This window comes from Vreelandella olivaria (assembly GCF_023507745.1).
GTDB lineage: Bacteria > Pseudomonadota > Gammaproteobacteria > Pseudomonadales > Halomonadaceae > Vreelandella > Vreelandella olivaria_A.
The window spans coordinates 1-16,890 of record NZ_JALPZO010000137.1 but is presented as its reverse complement, the minus strand read 5'-3'; the positions used below and the strand labels follow the sequence as shown (position 1 = coordinate 16,890).

Below are 16,890 nucleotides of genomic sequence, written 5' to 3'. Positions count from 1 at the left end.
CTGTCAATTTCATTTCCTAGACTTTGTTCTCATATCAGCCAGCCTCAATATGCTGTTTGGGTATACAGCATTTTCTACTGCATGTACTAGGCTGATAGTGGGTCTCGCTCGCTATCGCGCAAATAACAATGTATATACACCCGGCTGCATAACCTCAATAAACGTGACGGCACATTCATTGGGGTTATACAGCCATCTTGAATGACTCTACCCCATTGATTCTTCTAGTGGCAAAGCCAATTTTGGCAGTATATCCAAAATTCGTGTGCCTGCGCGTTTTACCCTGCCTAATAATACTGCATAGAAAAACACTGCTCCGCCAGGGGGAGTCAGACCTTTGGCGCTGGTGAGTCAGCGGCCAACCAAGGCAAAACGTGAAATGGTAGACTTGAGCGACGTTCCTAGCTGAGTTCAATGCACACCATTTGCCCCTCAAACCACTGCTGCCTTAATCCACGCTGTTTCTCCAGTAGCGTTAGGTAGGGTCTTAGCGGGTGTTGTGGCTCCAGGTTTACATGAAATTGACGTAGGCGGCGTTGGAATGGAAGCTGTTGGGCGGGCTGGTGCAGGAAAGTGGCATGTTGGGTTAGCCACTCTATTTCAGGTAGCAGCATATGTGTTGCGCCGCTGTCCAGCGCTAGGGTGATGCCCTTGGCATCAAAGTCGCCTGCGTAGATATGCGGCCTGCGGGTTTTGCGCCACTCTTCGGCCAGCAAGGCAAAGCCGCCGCCGTAGTGGCTATCGCCACGATACACCACCAGAGGGTTGGCATAGCCGCTTAGCGCGGTTATGCCGGGGGTGAAGGCGTAGAAGCTATCCAGGTTTTCCACCTGGATCAGAGCGCCAAAGGCTCCGAGCGCAAGGCTTCTTAGGTCTATATCGCGAATGCTGCGCGGCTCACTGGCAAACCCTGGGGTAGGCTGGGGCGGCAAGCTAAGCAATACCCGCCAAACGCGGGGGCCTTCGCGGCTGTGTTTGTCCTCTTCCACGCCCTCATTTGCCTGGGCGCTGCTGGTTAGGCCGCTCAGTGAACGCCCCAGTGGTGCCATGCGGGCACTTTCAAGTACCTCATTAATCTGCGCCAGCAGGGCCGGATCAAAACGTAATGCACGACTGCTCAGCCGCGTGCCCAGGTCAATATCCTGTTGATGGCACCATGCCACCACATCCTCTACCCACTGGCGGCGCGGCTTCTCCACCGTAGGCTGACGGTAAAGCTCGCGAGCCACGCCGTTCAACCCATTGCGAGCACGGCTGGGGAGATTCATAGTGGTATTGCCAGTTGCAGCGCCACGTCGTGAATCAGGCGCAGGTCATTGAACGGGCTTGCCGGTGACTCATCCTGGTGGAGGCGAAAGGCGCGCTGCTCACTACGCGGCAGCCCCTGGAATTCAGCAATCACTTGAAACAGCCAGATTTCATCTGGCCATTCAAGTGAGCTTTCATGGAGATAATCCAGAGCACTCACCGGCTCGGCCTGGGGCTGGTCCAACACGGCCAGGTAGAAACGCTCAACATCCTGTTTAAGCGCTTGCTGACGTGCCGCCGCCAGACTGTTTTCCGGCAGTTGGGCGGGGCTGGCAGCCGCCACAATCTGAGCGGCGTGGCGCGGCGTAGGCAGTTGATGCAGCAGCTCAGATAACACGTGGCTATCCAGTGCGCGGTCTAGTGCAGGGGCAGCAGCAGCGTTGAGCGGTGCCGCCTGATTAAACAGGGCGGGCACTTCGCTGCGCCGAGCGTAGTTGCCCGGCACAAAACCTGGGTGTTCGCGCATAAAGGCCACCATACCGCTAACCAAGCGGCTGCGTGCCTGTTGTTTGCGAAAACGTGCCATCAGCTCAATTAACCGCCGCTGCACTTCGCGCAGACTGGTGTAGTGGTGACTTAACTGCTGCTGCAACTGGCTGATTAATAACTTACGCAGGCTACCGTCACTGCCTACCAGCTCAATCAACTCGTCAAAGTCGATCAGCGCCAAACCATCCAGTAAGCGGGCGATCTGCTTCTGGGCACGGTCATTCTCGCGGATTTTGTCATTCAATTGACTGACAAAGCCGAAATCGCTGTTCAGCCGCTGCCATAGGCTGTCGATAGCGTCGGCAAAGCGGCCATTAAGATCATCCACTTCCTGACGCAACCGGAGTAATTGCTGCGCTTGCCGCCAGTGCTCACCACGGCTACGTGCTTCGCGGTAGCTATGTACCAGTGAGCGAATCAGCTCCAATGTCTCTGCCACATCAGCATTCACATGCCGACGAGTTTCATCGGAGAGCATTTCAGCGATTAATTCGCGCACCTTGGGCGCCAATTTTACGCCGCTCTGCTCGTCTGGCCGCCATAGCAGGCGCGCAGCCAGCAACTTGCGGAGTGCGCTGTCACTGAGATTGTCCAAAGGCACTTCGTCGCGGGTGTAACCCTGCATCAACACATCGGCGTGCCTGCCCAGCAATGCCAGCCGCTCGCTGCCGGTTTTGAGCAAACGGCTTTCCAGCGCATGTTCACCGCTCACAGCAGCGACTCCTGAGCGCCCTCTTCGCTATCTGCATCAATAGGCAAATTCTCTTCGTCACGAATAAAGCGTACCAAATCCACCAAATAGTCAATCTTACCTGTAACTACAAATACCTGGCGTTCAGCGTGGGGTTGCATCAGGTAGCCGTGCTCCTTCAAGCGTTTAAATACCTGCTTTACCTGGGCATCCAACTGCTCGCTTTGAGAACCAAAAAAGCTATCCGTCGCCAGCCGCTCCAAACGCTCCCGCAGGCTTTGGTTATCTTCGCACTTGGCGCTGAATTCAGCGGGCTTCAGTACATCCCCTGGAGCTGCCAGGGTGTCCCGTCCCAACGCTTCCTGCACCAGTTGCAGCCACTCCAGCAACGGCAGCAGGCTGTTCACCGTATCCCCCAACTGGCGAGACAACTGTTCCCGTGCTTCGTCATTCAGTTGCCGCCAGGCGAGGAAGTAGACGCTGGCGTCCTGATTGCTGGCCAGGCGACGGTTGAGCGGTCGCAGGTAGCTGTCGATAGCGTCGCGGGTCTCGTCACTGGAGAGGTGACGGTGGGCATTCTCATCACTGACAGCACAGATAAACTCCCCTGCTAACAAGCGCTCAAGTAGCGGGCCATGCTCAATCATGTTGTCTCCTCCTGCTGCCGCTCCTTAAGACGTTGAGCCAAACGGCTCAGACGTGGCTCAATCCGTTTGAGCTGACGTTGATGAGGCTGGCTGATATCCCGTTCAATGAGGTAGCGGTTCGCAAACAGCAGCAATACGTCCGACTCGGGGTTGGGGAAGGCGCCAACAATATGAATGCGGTTGCTGTCACAGGCATCGAACAGCTTTTCAACGTTATGGTAAGCCAGCGTGCCGATCTCATCGATTGGCCAGTGGATACCGATTTGCGCATCGCCCCGCAGCAGCCGGGTGAAGGCCAGCAGGAACTTGCATAAAATCAGATACGCCATGCCGTGGCTGGAAGATTCCAACAGCTGGCGGTCGTTTTTGATGATCAGGTCTGTGCCGCCTTCATTAAGGTGCAGCTCCAGACGCAGCAGGCTTTCAAAGCTGTACTGCTGGTCACTGCGCAATAAGTCGACAACATCTGCCAGGGCGTTGAGGTAGTCATCGCTGGGTAGTGTCTGGCCGGATTCCCGCCACTCTTTGTAGCGCTGGGCAAACAGCTTCAGCGGCTCCCAGAACCCCAGCTCATCAATGGTGGACTGAATGCGGACTTCCGCCTTGCCGATGCCATCCAGGCGAAGGTCATCCGCCACCTCTTCCGAAAGCCGACGGCTTTGAGCGCTAATACGCCGGTTCAGGTCGCGGAAAACGGTGAAAAATTTGTCCAGATCGTCGCTAAGGTTGCGCCCTTCCTGAATCAGCTGTTGCTGCTGATCTTCCAGCAGTTTCAACATACCGCGTAGCAGCGGTAACTGCAGCAGAGGGTTGTCACTTGGCAGCTTACTGCGTTCGCTCTCCAGGGCCTCGGCAAAACCGCTACTGGCATCTTTGATTAACTGGCTCTCCACTTCCAGGCAGCCGCGGCGCAACTGTTCTAACTGCTGGTGACGGCTGCCAAGCGCTTGCCGGGCACGCTCGATACGCTCATCCACATCCCCTACGGGTGCCTCAGTGGGCAGCCCTTCAGGTGCAATATCAAGCGCTTCCAGCTGAATGAGCAACGGTTTTAAGGCATCCAGACAACGGAGTTCGTTTTCGCGCTGGGCTTTGAGTGTATTGACGGTGGTTTGATAGGCGTGGCGCGCCGCCTGAAAATCATCTTTCAGGCGGGACTTATCCCGCTGAAGCTGTTTATCAACCTGCTCAAGCTCCGCTTCCCTGGCCACGAGTTGCGGCTTTTGCTGCCCCCACTCAACACGCATAAAGCGGCTGTATTCAATGAGTTCATCCTGACGGGCCGCCGTGGCACGAATGCGCTCATCCTGTTGAACCAGACGCGCTTTAGTGGCTTTTAGCTGTTCCGGGTCCACGCCCTGGTCAGCCAGTTCCTGGCTAAAGGCGGCTTCCAGTTCGCTGCGCTGCTGCTGATGCTCAGTGTTGGTATCGTTTAGCTGTTGCTTGTACTGACGGAGTTGGGCATCCAGGCTATCCAGTTGGCTTTGGCTGTCAGCTTTTAGCTCAAGCAGTTGGCTTTGGTGGCTCTCGGCCAGGGTCGATAGCGCCTGCTGCTTCTCCTCTCGCAACGCTGCCTGGGCCTGTTCCTGACGAGCCAAGGCCGCCTGATGAGCAGCGCGGCGCTCCTGCTGGCGCTTGGCGTGGCGCTCCTGCTGCTGACGACGCGCCTCCAAGGCATACTCAACTTCCTGTTCAGCACGCTTATGGGCCATACGACCCTGATCCTGAGCTTCATCCGCCTGCTGCACCCGCTCGTTATGCTGCTTGAGTGCTTTTTCTGCCGCCTGGCACTCGGCCTGTACCTGCCGCTTTTTGCTGTCGGCCTCCTCAATGGCAGCAAGCAGGCTGGACTCGTCCTGGGCGTAATCAGGCAACGCAATGGCTGTCAGATCCAATGCCAACCCGAACAGATCATCACTGCCATTTTCCGCCAGAGCTGGCGCTAAATCCCGGCGTTCCAACAGCTCCGGCGCGATGACTTTACCGAGCTGCTGCTCCCATCCAGGGCGGTGATAACGCAAAAAATGGCGTAGGCTGCCTTGCTCCGGGTCGCGCTGCTGATAGAGTGCAAAGCAGCGCTGCTCGGCACGTTCAAACTGCTGGCGGCGCTGCACCAGATGCTGTTCAGCACCGTCGCGCTCGCGCTTATACTTTTCAAGCTCACGGCGTAGCCCATCAAGCGTTGAGGCAGCGGCGCTCCGCTCCTGCTGCGCCTGATCGAGCCTGGCCTGGGCTAACTCCGCCTCCTGGGCCTCTTCCGTGGTTTGGGTGGCCAGCGCAAGTTGTGCTTTTAACTCCGCGAGTTGCTCCACCCCCAGCTCCAGCTGGGCCTGATACTCCCCTTCAAGGCGCTGGCGTTCACGCTGATAGCGATCATTATGCTGCTGCTCTGCTTCCCACTGCTGCTCCCGGCGGAGGGCTTTTTCCTCTACCAGCGCATCAATGAGTTCCTGGGTTTCCTGGGTTTGGCGGGCGAGCAGCTCGGCCAGCTCCCGCAGCCGCCCATCCAGGCGGGCCTGGCTCTCTTTGACCGCATCCTGCATTTCCCGCAGGTGGGCTTGCAGTTGGTCGCGCTGCTCTCGCCACTGGGGTAGCGCATTGATATCCCGCTCAAGGCCGGGCATATCCGCCTCGGCGTAGCATTCAAACTGGGTCTGCAGATCATTTAAACGGCGCTGAGTCTGCTGCAGGTCGCTGACCACTTCACTATGGCGGTCGTTCAGTTCATCCCGTTGCTGGGTGTAGTCATTCTCATACTGCTGGAAATCACGCTGATGGCGGTTTAATTCACCATCCAGGTCGGCCATGCGTTGCTCTACCTGCTCTCGATCAACGGTTAACTGCGGCGTCAGTTGCCAGAGCGTGGATTCCAACTGAGCAAGTTCCCGGTCAATACCCGCCAGCCGGGCAAGAGAAGCTTGCAGCGGCTCAAGCCGCATGGATTGGCGCATCTGGGCAATCCATTCACGGGCCTTGGTATTACGAATCCTCGTCACCGGCAGCTCAACACCATCCTCTTCAAAAATGGCAGCCAGCATGGTTTTGAGGGTATCCATCTTGCCCTCTTTCGCATGCACGGCCGATACGAGCTTTTCGATATGACGAATACGCCGATCGGGGTTTACCAAACTAAATTGCGATGCGATTTGACGCAACTTGAGACCATCCCGACTATTACCATGCAGTTGGGTAAAATCATTTTGAATCACCGAGCGAAACTCGGATGTTGCGCCCAGTTTGGGGGAAACGGAAATCCCCGCCCGACGCAGGCCACTGGCCCATTGGGCGTAATCCAGCGCTGCGACTCCGGCCTCGCTGTGCACCAGATAATCTTCTGGCTGATAAGGCGCGCCGACAAAACGATACTCCACCCCGCCTTCTGCCTTGCGGGTCAGGACTGCCTGGCAAATATTACCGGCTTCGCGGCGGTACTCATAAATCAGGTAGCTATTGCGGTTAGGCAGGTAAAACGCGTCAAACTTCATGCGGGTTTTAGGCACAACCTTGTTGGGTAGCTCGCCATAAAACACCGGCACTAAGCGCTGGAGCGTGGTTTTACCCGAGGCATTGGTACCGCAAATATTGGTGTGGCCATCCACACTTAATTCGACCACCCCGCTTAGGTGGCCGTGAATCATCACGATGCGTAGCAATTGCGCCATGCCGTGTCCTTGATCGATAGAGATTCGAAACCACTATCTTGCCAGACCCAGGGCAGAGCGGCACCCGTTCAATGTGGCTGACGCCCCCAACGGCACATAAACAGGGCGTATGCCTTCAACGTCTGGCGGATCGATTCAATATTGACCCGCTCATCCACACCATGGATAGCGTCGGCGATTGGGCCATAGCAGGTACCCGGAACCCCCGCCTGATGAAATGCGCGCAGGTCAGTGGTGCAGGTGGAAAGATAGTGCCTGGGGCGCTGCTGGGTCAGGCTTTCGTGGCACCCACTCAGCAAGGCAATGCCAGGGTGCTCCAGATCCACTAAATGTCCCTCTGAACGGAAGCCGTGAAAGCTGACCCTGGGTGGCTTGACGGGTAGCGCCAACTTGGTATGCGCTTGCAGTATGGCACGCTCCAAGCGCTCCATCACAGAGTGGGGAGAGGTACTGGGATCAAACCCGATTCTGCCCTCAATCACCGCGTGAGCCGCCACGCTTGAGGCCCAATTACCTCCATCGAAGCGGCCAATATTAAGATTAAAGGGGTGCTCAAGCGCATCATAGGGTGGTTGGCGTTCTTCATTAAGTGCTTCCTGAAGTGCCTTTAACGCAGGGAACAACTGCTGCATTGCCTCAATGGCATCACAACCTGCCGAGGTATCCAGCACATGCGCCGGGGTACCCTCAACCTCAATCTTGAAGCGTACAACTCCCACTTGCCCAGTATAAATCCGGGCACCAAACGGCTCGGGTATCAATACGAAATCACCCTGGTAACCGCGGCTGACACAGGCTAATGCGCCATTACCGCTGCACTCCTCTTCAATCACCGCCTGTAGCGTGAACGGATAGTCCATGGGATGCCCAGCATCCCGTACCGCTTTGACCGCCATGCTCATGGCAGCCACTCCGGCTTTCATATCGCCTGCGCCACGACCATACAGCCAGCCCCCTTTTCTCCAGGGCTCCCAGGGGAGTTGCGTCCAGCTATCCACAGGCTCAGCAGGTACCACATCCACGTGCCCGTTAAACACCAGATGGGGCTTGTTGCTCTCTGGGTTAAGGCGCGAGACCACACTATAGCGCCCCACCCCTGACCAACTGACTGGTGCGTAGCCTGGATGCACCAGCAAGGAGCCATCATCCAGCCCCACGCGCTCCACCGGTAGCCCCTCGCTCTCCAGCCACGCTTCCATCACACCAAGGGCTCGCTGCTCTTGGCCCAGTACGCTGTACTCACGTACCAGATGTTCAGTCAGGACCAGGGTATCCTCCAGAAGTGCATCACAGCGCTCCATCACCTTTTGCTCTATCGGGTTTAGTGGCATCATCAAGTCTCCGCTCTGTTTCCCCCTATACCTCCCCAATGCCACGCACGACAAACTTACGGGCAACGCCAATATGGTAATCCATCGCCTCCCGACAGGCGGTGGGGTTACCGCTTGCCAGCGCCTCAAGCAACTGGAAGTGGCTGGTCGCGATAGTTTCGGGGGCTTCATGGGTTTTGGTAATCAGGGTAATACACAGGCGCAGTTCATGGGTTAAGCCATCAAACGCCCGCAGCAAGCGCTCATTACCTGCGTAATGAATCAGTAAACGGTGAAACTGCAGATCCTCCTCTATTCGGCGTGTACCGTCGTTGCTGGCGGCTGCCTCACAAAGCACCTCTACCTGCTGCTCAAGCGCTCGCTGGGCTTCACTGCTATAGCGCTCAACCAGACGGTTAATGGCATGGCGCTCCAGGCAAAGCCGTAGATCGAACACATCCTCCAGTTCAACGGAATTCAACGCTCTGACAAAAAACCCCCGCCGCGGCTTAGAAATCAACAATCCCCGACTTTCCAGCAGACGAGCCGCCTCACGAACCGGCGCCCGACTAACGCCTAAATCGCGGGAAAGCTGTACTTCGGAAAGCCGCTCACCGGGCAAAAAGTGTTGCTGGATAATCGCTTGGGTCAAATAGTCAGCAACTTGCTCAACAAGATTCTGCTGCTGAATAAAGGCCTTTGGGGCGCTTTTGGATGAGGCCATAAGGAGTACTCATTAAAGTGTTACGTGCTTTCAGTATGACGTAAAAACCCTTCCTGTCGATAAACGACTGCCGACTGTCGACAGTTTTGCCTAGCACTGCTATGGTCAAAAAAGCCCCAAACAAACCTTATAACCGGGCTGTTGACTCGCGCCACGCCTCGCTCGCCTAACGACGACGTAATTTGTTTACGTTCCAATAAACCGAGGAGCAGGAAAAATGAAGACACCATTAGCTTTGGCAATCTCCGCTGCCGCACTCACACTTACCGCCGCCGCCATGGCAGATGAACCCAGGTCGGGTGGTACGGTTAATACCATTATTCAGCCAGAACCACCGGGCTTGGTGCTGGGCATGGTCCAGAACGCCCCCACCCGAACCGTTGCCGGTAATATTTATGAAGGGTTATTGCGCTATACCACCGAACTGGAGCCAGTGCCGCAACTGGCGGAGTCCTGGGAGGTCAGCGAAGATGGACACACTTATACGTTCCACCTGCGGGAAAACGTGACGTGGCATGACGGCGAGCCCTTTACTGCCGATGATGTGGTCTTTTCTGCCGATGTTTTCCACCGCGAGTTGAACCCCAGCGCGCGGGCGGTGTTACAGCATGTGGAAAGCATCGAAGCGACAGATGACCACACCGTTGTGTTTACCCTGACCGAACCTTTCGGCCCATTCCTGATTTCCTTTGAGGCAGGCACCTTCACCATGGTGCCCAAGCACCTGTACGAAGATACGGACTTCCGCAATAACGAACATAATGACCACCCTATCGGTACCGGGCCATTCAAGTTTGCCAACTGGGAACGTGGCACGGTCATCGAACTGGTTAGAAACGATGACTACTACGAAGAGGGGATGCCCTACCTGGACGGCGTGAACTGGCACATTATTCCCGATGGTGGCTCCCGCGCGGTGGCCTTCGAAAATGGCACCATTGACGTACTACCGAGTGGTACGGTTGAAAACTTCGATATCCCGCGCCTCTCTGCGATGGATAATGTCTGCATGACGGAAGAAGGGCACGAATACTTTAGCCCCTTTGCCATGCTGTGGATGAATAACCGCGAAGGCCCCACTGCAGACAAGCGCTTCCGCCAGGCAGTGATGTATGCCATGGACCGTGAATTTGCCCGTGACGTGCTCTGGAATGGGCTGGGTGATGTACCACTTTCTGCTTTTGGTTCCAACGCCCGCTTCCAGCATGATGGTCTTGAGCCCTATGACCATAACCCCGACCGGGCCCGTGAGTTGCTGGAAGAGATGGGTTACGACGGCGAAGCAATCACGATTCTGCCACTCCCCTATGGCGAAACCTGGACCCGCTGGGCTGAAGCAGTACAGCAGAACCTACGCGAGGTGGGCATCAATGTAAGCACGCAAGCCACCGATGTGGGCGGTTGGAACCAGCGCCTGGGCGACTGGGATTATGACCTTGCCTTTACCTACCTCTTCCAATATGGCGACCCGGCGCTGGGTATTTCACGCACCTATTTATCCGACAACATCGCCAAGGGGTCGCCCTGGAATAACGTGCAAGGCTACGAAAACGAGCGGGTCGACGAGCTGTTCAATGCAGCCGCAACGGCTTTCCCCGATGAGGAGCGGGAGGCACTTTACCGTGAGGTTCAGGAGATCCTGCACGAGGATGTCCCCGTGGGTTGGTTGATGGAGCTGGGCTTCCCCACCCTCTACCGCTGTGATGTTCAAGATCTGGTCACCTCGGGTGTAGGTGTCAACGACGGCTTCAAGGATGCCTGGCTAGACCGCTAATCAAGCCCCACCCAGGCAGTGCTCACCACTGCCTGGGTGATTCAGCAATGTCAGGAAGGTTCCTATGCTTTACGCTCGCTTGATTGTCATGCGGCTTTGCAAAGCCGTTATTGTGCTGTTTTTAATCGTTATATTTAACTTCTTTCTTATCCAGATGGCGCCTGGAGACCCGGCAGCCATTCTGGCGGGGGAAGCCGGTGCCACCGACCAGGAGTTTCTTGACCAGTTGCGCGAGCGTTTTGGTCTTGACCAGCCGCTTTATGTGCAGCTTTGGCGCTATGTTTCAGGCATTGCGATGCTTGATTTTGGTTACTCCTATCGTCTTGGAGCGCCGGTCTTCGACCTGATTATGGCGCGTCTGCCCGCCACCCTACTACTTACAGGCACTGCGTTTGTGCTCTCTCTGGTACTGGGCATTGTGGCTGGTTCCATGGCTGCGGCACGGGTTAAAAAGCCTTCGGGCTCGTTGATCATGGCATTGGCGCTGCTATTTTATGCCACCCCGCTGTTCTGGGTCGCCTTGATGTCCGTAGTGGTCTTTTCGGTCTACCTTGGCTGGCTGCCCGCCTATGGGCTTTACACCGTGGGGGCAGGCCATACCGGCTTTGCTTTAGTACTGGATGTGGCCAGGCACCTGATTCTGCCAGCCACCACCCTGGCACTGTTTTTTATGGCAATTTATACCCGCATGACCCGCACCTCCATGCTGGATGCGGCACAGCAGGATTACGTTAAAACCGCCCGCGCAAAGGGCTTGAAACCGGGCATCATTCAGCGCCGCCATATTCTGCGCAACGCGCTGCTCCCCATTATCACCCTGGCAGGCCTGCAGGCAGGGCAAATGGTAGGGGGTGCGATTCTGACCGAAACCGTGTTTGCCTGGCCAGGCATAGGGCGTTTGATGTTCGAGGCACTCCAACAGCGTGACTACAACCTTTTACTGGGGATTTTCTTCTTCTCTGCCGCTTTGGTCATTGTCTTCAACATCATCACCGATCTGGTTTACCGCTTGGCGGATCCGCGTATCAAGGGGGGCTCATGAGCTTTTTCGCACGCTTTGCACAAAACCGGGGCGCCCTGGCAGGGCTGATCATTTTATTGGTGATTATCGCAATGGCGATACTTGCGCCCCTGCTATTCCCGGAGTCTCCCTGGCGCATGGTACAACGCCCTTTCTTACCTCCGTTTTCCCAGGATGGTTTTCCCTTGGGAACCGATACCATGGGCCGTAACGTCGCCGCTGGCTTGATGCATGGTGCCTGGGTATCTCTGCTGATAGGCCTTGTATCCACCAGCGTAGCCCTGCTCATTGGTGTGCCTCTGGGTGCTATCGCGGGCTACTACGGCGGATTGATTGACGATATCCTGATGCGCTTTACCGAGTTTTTTCAAACCATCCCCAACTTTGCGTTAGCGATAGTGCTGGTAGCCATTATGCAACCCAGCGTTACCTCCATTGTGCTCGCCATTGCCCTGGTGAGCTGGCCACCGGTAGCCCGGTTGGTAAGGGCTGAATTTATGTCACTGCGCAACCGCGAGTACGTTGAGGCGGCCCGCTTGGTAGGTCAGACCAACCGCACCATTATTTTGCGCCAGATTCTGCCCAATACCCTGTCGCCCATTATCGTGCTGGCCTCACTCATGGTGGCCACCGCCATTCTGCTTGAGTCCTCCCTCTCCTTCTTGGGGTTAGGCGACCCCAACGTTATGTCCTGGGGCTACATGATTGGCGCAGCCCGCACGGTGATCCGCCAAGCATGGTGGCTCAGTTTCTTCCCAGGCGTTGCCATTTTACTGACCGTCCTGGCGCTAAATCTGGTGGGCGAAGGACTGGATGATGCCCTGAACCCTAAACTGTCCCGTGAACGCTAGGAGCGCTTTATGTCTGTAATAGAGACCGACCAGACGGCTGACACGGTGCTAAGCATTTGTGACTTGAGCGTGGCCCTTCCCAAAGGGGCAGATCGCCCACTGGCAGTGGAAAGTGTCAGCTACGATGTGAACCGAGGCGAAATCATGTGCGTAGTGGGGGAGTCCGGTTCCGGTAAATCCATGGCAGCCAATACCGTGATGGGCTTGTTGCCAAAAGGGGTTCGCCCCGTACAGGGGGAAGTTATTTTTGACGGCCAAAACCTGCTCACCCTGACCGAAAAACAGCACCGAACACTGAGAGGGCTTAAAATCGGCATGATTTTTCAAGAGCCGATGACAGCCCTTAACCCCCTGATGCGGGTGGGTGCCCAGATTGCCGAGGTCTTTGAAGCTCATGGGCAGCACACCCCGAAACAGCGCATGGCGCGAGCGCTGGAACTCTTGATAGAAGTCGGCATTCCACAACCGGAAAAAGCGATCAGTGCCTATCCGTTTGAGCTTTCCGGCGGCCAGCGCCAGCGGGTAATGATCGCCATGGCGTTAGCGCTAGAGCCGGTTTTGTTGATTGCCGATGAGCCCACCACCGCACTGGATGTCACCACCCAGGCACAGATTCTGGAACTTATCCGAAACCTGCAGCGCAAACGCGGTATGGCGGTGATGTTTATTACCCACGATTTTGGCGTGGTCGCTGAAATTGCCAATCGGGTATGCGTGATGCGCCATGGCCGGATTGTGGAAATCGGCGAGGCCAAGGCCGTGCTTGAGAACCCGCAGGATGCCTATACCCAGGCATTGATTGCGGCCATACCCAGTAATGCCGTGCCACCCCACCGTGAACCGGGTAACGCCGCCCCCCTGTTGGAGATTAAGCAGCTTAATAAAGTGTTTCGCTCCCGTGGGGGCTGGTTTAAGTCCGCCCGTGAAGTGCATGCCCTCAATAATGTCTCGCTGACCCTGGACCGCGGTGAAACCGTGGGGATCGTAGGCGAATCAGGTTCCGGGAAATCCACACTGGGCCGTTGTGTGGTAAGGCTTGAACACCCGGATAACGGCGAGCTACTACTGGATGGCGTTAACCTTTCGCAACTAAAAGGGGATGCCCTGCGCCGTGAACGCCATCGCGTGCAGATGATTTTTCAGGACCCTTACGCCTCTTTAAACCCGCGCACCCGTGTCGGTATGGCGATTGCCCAGGGGCCGATGGCTAACGGCACACCCAAAACCGCGGCACTTAAGCAGGCCGGGGAACTGCTCGATATGGTGGGCCTGGGAGCCAGCGCGGTGGAGCGCTACCCCCATGAGTTTTCCGGCGGCCAGCGCCAGCGGATTGGTATTGCCAGGGCGCTGGCTCTTAATCCAGAACTGATCGTGGCAGACGAAGCCGTCTCAGCACTGGACGTTTCCATTCAGGCACAGGTATTAAAGTTACTGGAGGAGTTGAAACAGCGACTTTCGCTTTCACTGCTGTTTATTACCCACGATCTACGGGTAGCCGCACAGATTTGTGATCGTATTGTGGTCATGCAGCATGGCTGTATTGTCGAGCAGGGCAGCGCTGAGCAAATCTTTTTACGCCCCCAAGAGGCATACACCCAATCGCTACTTGAAGCGATTCCCGGTCGCGAGACGCCAACAGCAGCGACCGCTTAGCAATCACATGGAACGTACGTAAAGGAACACATATGCAGATACCCCTGGAGGCGCTGCGCGCCATTGTTGGCCCGGCCCATGTACTCACAGGTGATGATGTTCATAGCCGTCGTGTGGATTGGATGACCGGCGCCCCCTGCCTGGCAGGGGCCATTGTGCGCCCCGCCGATACCGAGCAGTTAGCGGCGGTTATGCGCGTCTGTTACGACTTAAAGCAGCCCGTGGTTACCCATGGCGGGCTCACCGGCCTGGTACATGGAGCAGAAGCCACAGCGGATGAGTTAGTGATTTCCCTGGAGCGTATGACCGCCATTGAAGAAGTCGATCCGGTAGGCGGCACACTGACCGTACAGGCAGGCGCGCCGCTCCAACTGGTTCAGGAAACCGCGCAAGAGGTCGGCTTACAGTTCCCCCTCGACCTGGGTGCCCGTGGCAGCTGCACGATTGGCGGTAATATTGCCACCAATGCCGGGGGAGTTCGGGTCATCCGTTACGGCATGATGCGCCAGCAAGTGTTGGGCCTGGAAGCCGTCATGGCAGACGGGCGTATTGTCAGTTCCATGAACCGCATGCTGAAAAACAATGCAGGGTTTGACTTAAAGCAGCTGTTTATTGGCAGCGAAGGCACCCTGGGCATTGTCACCCGGGCGGTATTACGCCTACAGCCTCCCACCCCCGTTGAACAAACCGCTCTGGTTGCCTGCCCGTCGTTTGAAGCACTCACCGTCCTGCTCAGCCATATGGGTAAAACGCTGGGGGGAGCACTGGGTGCCTTTGAAGTCATGTGGCAAAACCACTACCGGCTGCTCACCGAAACATTGGGGCGGCACACACCACCCATCGCCCCGGAGCACCCTTTTTACGTGATTATTGAATCCCTGGGCAGCGATGCCACACACCTGAGCACACAGTTTCGTGAAGCCCTTGAGCAAGCACTGGAAGACGAACTCATTGTGGATGCAGTGATCGCCCAATCCGCCGCCCAACAGGATGGGCTGTGGGCCATTCGTGAAGATATCGAAGGGCTGGTAAAAGGAATGGAGCCCGTGCTGACCTTCGATGTCAGCCTGCCTATTGCTGAAATGCAGCGCTACACCGCTGCCCTGGAAGCCCGGATCACCCAACGCTGGCCCCAGGGGCGCCTGGTGGTGTTTGGGCATTTGGGGGATGGTAACTTACACATTTCCGTTAGTGTTGGCAGCAGCGCCCCCGAAGAGCGCCACGCCGTGGAAACGTTGGTCTATGAGCCTCTTAAAGCCCTGGGTGGTTCGGTCTCGGCGGAGCATGGTATTGGGCTGGAAAAGCGTCCCTGGTTAAGCACCTGCCGCTCAAACGCGGAGATAGATTTAATGCACACGCTGAAGCAGGCACTGGACCCCTACCAACTGCTTAATCGCGGTAAAGTATTGAGCTGATGATTTTATTTCTAGGATACCGTTATGCCCCGCTACCCTGAACACCTGACCGGTGAAGGCCCTGTTAATCCGTTTCCTGGTATTAAAGTCCTGGAACGCCGTATAGGTCGTGAGATTCCCCACCGGCTAGGCTCCAACGAAGGCCTGGATATGCCGCACCGGGCGCTACGTGAGCATTTTGGCGATGCGGTGACTGAACACGTTTACTGCTATGGCGACTCCGAAGCACTCGGCGTACGTCAGCGGCTAAGCGCACAGCAGAATATTCCCCTGGAGCATCTGCTGGTGGATGCCGGCGCCGACAGCCTGATCGCCCTGGCACTGCGCACCACCTGTGAAGCGGGCGAAACGGTAGTGAGCACCGCGGGCACTTACCCTACCTTTGGTTACTTTGCCCAGGGCCAGGGCTGCCGCCTGATAGAGCCAGGCTACCTTGAGGCCCCCGGCGTACTGGCACCTGACCTGGAAGCCCTGGCGGCTGCGGCCCACCAGGAAAATGCCCGCCTGGTCTATCTGGCCAACCCCGATAACCCCAGCGGCCACCTGCACAACGACAGTGCCATTCTCAAGTTGCGTGCTGCACTGCCCGATACCTGCTGGCTGCTGCTGGACGAGGCGTATGGTGATTTTCGCGATGATGCCAACAGCGAATTCACCGCCAGGGCGTTACCTGGCGTCATTCGTTTGCGCACCCTCTCCAAAGCCCATGGACTCGCTGGATTGCGTATCGGCTACGCCATTGCAGAACCCGCCGTTCTCGCCATAATGATGAAGGTACGCATTCATTACGCGCTCTCGTCATTGACACTGGCAGCGGCGGAAGTGGTACTCGATCACCCGGAAGAAGTGCGCCAGCATATCGCCGATGTCAAAAACCGCCGGGAGCAGCTGGCGGCGCACTTTCGTACCCTGGGAGCCGACGTGCTGCCGAGTGCCACCAACTTTATCGGCATTCGCTTACCCAATGCCGAATTGGCCGGGCGCATTAACCGCGAGTTACTCGAAGCGGGCCGATTAATTGCCCGCCCGGCTCACCCGGCACTGGGCCATGTGCTGCGCATTACCGCTGTGGCGGATGCACTGGAACCAGGGCAGTTGGCGATTCTTGAGCGGGCCATAGCCACATCGCCTTAATTCAGGCATTTATCTCAATATACCTAATTGCAGGGATAGCGGTAGACGACATCACTTGCTTAAATACCGTACGCATGGATGAAGCATTCATCAGTATTTCCATTACCGTTATCCCCGTTCCTCATGCAAGCAGCGATGATGAACCACGGGAGCCACCTGGGAGCCGTGATCATGAATCGTTGTTACCGCACCGCCTGGAACCATCGCAAGG

The 16,890-nt window shown here is 56.6% G+C and carries 12 protein-coding genes; 6 read left to right on the top strand and 6 right to left on the bottom strand.

What is annotated here, in order from left to right; genetic code table 11:
- Window positions 1-401: 401 nt before the first annotated feature.
- The 6 genes from HP566_RS16985 to HP566_RS16960 form a co-directional block, all read right to left on the bottom strand.
- Entirely contained in the window at window positions 402-1,268 is an 867-nt protein-coding gene (locus HP566_RS16985) for a DUF7281 domain-containing protein (protein ID WP_249978506.1), read from the bottom strand.
- A complete protein-coding gene (locus HP566_RS16980) occupies window positions 1,265-2,509 on the bottom strand; it encodes a hypothetical protein (protein ID WP_249978504.1) in 1,245 nt (414 codons plus the stop codon). Before HP566_RS16980 ends, HP566_RS16985 begins: the two co-directional genes overlap by 4 nt.
- Window positions 2,506-3,135, bottom strand: coding sequence for a condensin complex protein MksE (locus HP566_RS16975; RefSeq protein WP_249978502.1), 630 nt, complete (start codon window positions 3,133-3,135; stop codon window positions 2,506-2,508). The genes HP566_RS16980 and HP566_RS16975 overlap by 4 nt, the downstream gene beginning before the upstream one ends.
- On the bottom strand, window positions 3,132-6,797 hold the full coding sequence (locus HP566_RS16970) for an ATP-binding protein (protein WP_249978500.1): 3,666 nt from the start codon (window positions 6,795-6,797) through the stop codon (window positions 3,132-3,134). The genes HP566_RS16975 and HP566_RS16970 overlap by 4 nt, the downstream gene beginning before the upstream one ends.
- A 68-nt stretch (window positions 6,798-6,865) precedes the next feature.
- Entirely contained in the window at window positions 6,866-8,131 is a 1,266-nt protein-coding gene (locus HP566_RS16965; RefSeq protein WP_249978499.1) for an ArgE/DapE family deacylase, read from the bottom strand.
- Window positions 8,132-8,153: 22 nt separating this feature from the next.
- Window positions 8,154-8,831, bottom strand: a complete 678-nt coding sequence (locus HP566_RS16960) for a GntR family transcriptional regulator (RefSeq protein WP_249978497.1) — start codon at window positions 8,829-8,831, stop codon at window positions 8,154-8,156.
- Between the two features lie 217 nt (window positions 8,832-9,048).
- Between HP566_RS16960 and HP566_RS16955 the strand changes: the two genes are divergently transcribed.
- The 6 genes from HP566_RS16955 to HP566_RS16930 all read left to right on the top strand — a co-directional run bounded on the left by HP566_RS16955 (window position 9,049) and on the right by HP566_RS16930 (window position 16,679).
- Window positions 9,049-10,605, top strand: a complete 1,557-nt coding sequence (locus HP566_RS16955) for an ABC transporter substrate-binding protein (RefSeq protein WP_249978494.1) — start codon at window positions 9,049-9,051, stop codon at window positions 10,603-10,605.
- A 64-nt stretch (window positions 10,606-10,669) separates the two neighbouring features.
- The gene (locus HP566_RS16950) at window positions 10,670-11,647 is read left to right on the top strand and encodes an ABC transporter permease (RefSeq protein WP_249978493.1); all 978 of its coding nucleotides are present in this window, start codon (window positions 10,670-10,672) and stop codon (window positions 11,645-11,647) included.
- Window positions 11,644-12,477 carry an ABC transporter permease gene (locus tag HP566_RS16945; RefSeq protein ID WP_249978491.1) on the top strand — a complete coding sequence of 278 codons (834 nt, stop codon included), beginning with the start codon at window positions 11,644-11,646 and terminating at the stop codon, window positions 12,475-12,477. Before HP566_RS16950 ends, HP566_RS16945 begins: the two co-directional genes overlap by 4 nt.
- A 9-nt stretch (window positions 12,478-12,486) precedes the next feature.
- Window positions 12,487-14,130, top strand: a complete 1,644-nt coding sequence (locus tag HP566_RS16940; protein ID WP_249978489.1) for an ABC transporter ATP-binding protein — start codon at window positions 12,487-12,489, stop codon at window positions 14,128-14,130.
- Between the two features lie 32 nt (window positions 14,131-14,162).
- Window positions 14,163-15,545, top strand: a complete 1,383-nt coding sequence (locus HP566_RS16935; protein WP_249978488.1) for an FAD-binding oxidoreductase — start codon at window positions 14,163-14,165, stop codon at window positions 15,543-15,545.
- Window positions 15,546-15,569: 24 nt separating this feature from the next.
- A complete protein-coding gene (locus tag HP566_RS16930; RefSeq protein WP_249978486.1) occupies window positions 15,570-16,679 on the top strand; it encodes a pyridoxal phosphate-dependent aminotransferase in 1,110 nt (369 codons plus the stop codon).
- Window positions 16,680-16,890: the final 211 nt, after the last annotated feature.

What these genes read in the sequence shown, in the direction of transcription:
- HP566_RS16985 (WP_249978506.1), bottom strand. Translation starts at nt 1,268, where the DNA reads ATGAATCTCCCCAGCCGTGCTCGCAATGGGTTGAACGGCGTGGCTCGC.
- HP566_RS16975 (WP_249978502.1), bottom strand. Translation starts at nt 3,135, where the DNA reads ATGATTGAGCATGGCCCGCTACTTGAGCGCTTGTTAGCAGGGGAGTTT.
- HP566_RS16970 (WP_249978500.1), bottom strand. Translation starts at nt 6,797, where the DNA reads ATGGCGCAATTGCTACGCATCGTGATGATTCACGGCCACCTAAGCGGG.
- HP566_RS16965 (WP_249978499.1), bottom strand. Translation starts at nt 8,131, where the DNA reads ATGATGCCACTAAACCCGATAGAGCAAAAGGTGATGGAGCGCTGTGAT.
- HP566_RS16960 (WP_249978497.1), bottom strand. Translation starts at nt 8,831, where the DNA reads ATGGCCTCATCCAAAAGCGCCCCAAAGGCCTTTATTCAGCAGCAGAAT.
- HP566_RS16955 (WP_249978494.1), top strand. Translation starts at nt 9,049, where the DNA reads ATGAAGACACCATTAGCTTTGGCAATCTCCGCTGCCGCACTCACACTT.
- HP566_RS16950 (WP_249978493.1), top strand. Translation starts at nt 10,670, where the DNA reads ATGCTTTACGCTCGCTTGATTGTCATGCGGCTTTGCAAAGCCGTTATT.
- HP566_RS16945 (WP_249978491.1), top strand. Translation starts at nt 11,644, where the DNA reads ATGAGCTTTTTCGCACGCTTTGCACAAAACCGGGGCGCCCTGGCAGGG.
- HP566_RS16940 (WP_249978489.1), top strand. Translation starts at nt 12,487, where the DNA reads ATGTCTGTAATAGAGACCGACCAGACGGCTGACACGGTGCTAAGCATT.
- HP566_RS16935 (WP_249978488.1), top strand. Translation starts at nt 14,163, where the DNA reads ATGCAGATACCCCTGGAGGCGCTGCGCGCCATTGTTGGCCCGGCCCAT.
- HP566_RS16930 (WP_249978486.1), top strand. Translation starts at nt 15,570, where the DNA reads ATGCCCCGCTACCCTGAACACCTGACCGGTGAAGGCCCTGTTAATCCG.